The organism is Streptomyces sp. NPDC101152 (assembly GCF_044768275.1).
Classification (GTDB): domain Bacteria; phylum Actinomycetota; class Actinomycetes; order Streptomycetales; family Streptomycetaceae; genus Streptomyces.
In genome coordinates this window covers 1-1,501 of the sequence record NZ_JBIWPO010000143.1, presented here as the reverse complement: position 1 = coordinate 1,501, position 1,501 = coordinate 1, and the positions used below count along the sequence as shown (strand labels likewise).

Sequence of the window (1,501 nt, the reverse complement as noted above, 5' to 3'; positions counted from 1 at the left end):
ACGGTCGTTGCCTCAGAACTAACACAGTGGACGCGAGCAACTGAGGACAAGCCCTCGGCCTATTAGTACCGGTCACCTCCACCAGTTACCTGGCTTCCAGATCCGGCCTATCAACCCAGTCGTCTACTGGGAGCCTTACCCCATCAAGTGGGTGGGAGTCCTCATCTCGAAGCAGGCTTCCCGCTTAGATGCTTTCAGCGGTTATCCCTCCCGAACGTAGCCAACCAGCCATGCCCTTGGCAGAACAACTGGCACACCAGAGGTTCGTCCGTCCCGGTCCTCTCGTACTAGGGACAGCCCTTCTCAAGACTCCTACGCGCACAGCGGATAGGGACCGAACTGTCTCACGACGTTCTAAACCCAGCTCGCGTACCGCTTTAATGGGCGAACAGCCCAACCCTTGGGACCGACTCCAGCCCCAGGATGCGACGAGCCGACATCGAGGTGCCAAACCATCCCGTCGATATGGACTCTTGGGGAAGATCAGCCTGTTATCCCCGGGGTACCTTTTATCCGTTGAGCGACGGCGCTTCCACAAGCCACCGCCGGATCACTAGTCCCGACTTTCGTCCCTGCTCGACCCGTCGGTCTCACAGTCAAGCTCCCTTGTGCACTTACACTCAACACCTGATTGCCAACCAGGCTGAGGGAACCTTTGGGCGCCTCCGTTACCCTTTAGGAGGCAACCGCCCCAGTTAAACTACCCATCAGACACTGTCCCTGATCCGGATCACGGACCCAGGTTAGACATCCAGCACGACCAGACTGGTATTTCAACGACGACTCCACAAGTACTGGCGTACCCGCTTCACAGTCTCCCAGCTATCCTACACAAGCCGAACCGAACACCAATATCAAACTGTAGTAAAGGTCCCGGGGTCTTTCCGTCCTGCTGCGCGAAACGAGCATCTTTACTCGTAGTGCAATTTCACCGGGCCTATGGTTGAGACAGTCGAGAAGTCGTTACGCCATTCGTGCAGGTCGGAACTTACCCGACAAGGAATTTCGCTACCTTAGGATGGTTATAGTTACCACCGCCGTTTACTGGCGCTTAAGTTCTCAGCTTCGCCACACCGAAATGTGACTAACCGGTCCCCTTAACGTTCCAGCACCGGGCAGGCGTCAGTCCGTATACATCGCCTTACGGCTTCGCACGGACCTGTGTTTTTAGTAAACAGTCGCTTCTCGCTGGTCTCTGCGGCCACCCCCAGCTCACCGTGCAAAACGGATCACCAGGTGTGGCCCCCCTTCTCCCGAAGTTACGGGGGCATTTTGCCGAGTTCCTTAACCATAGTTCACCCGAACGCCTCGGTATTCTCTACCAGACCACCTGAGTCGGTTTAGGGTACGGGCCGCCATGAAACTCGCTAGAGGCTTTTCTCGACAGCATAGGATCATCCACTTCACCACAATCGGCTCGGCATCAGGTCTCAGCCACAAGTGACCCGGATTTACCTGGATCACGGCCTACACCCTTACCCCGGGACAACCACCGCCCGGG

At 56.6% G+C, this 1,501-nt stretch carries 1 rRNA gene; it reads right to left on the bottom strand.

The features are described 5' to 3' along the window. Positions 1 to 42: 42 nt before the first annotated feature. Positions 43 to 1,501, bottom strand: a 23S ribosomal RNA gene (locus tag ACIRVK_RS45525); the annotation flags it as partial.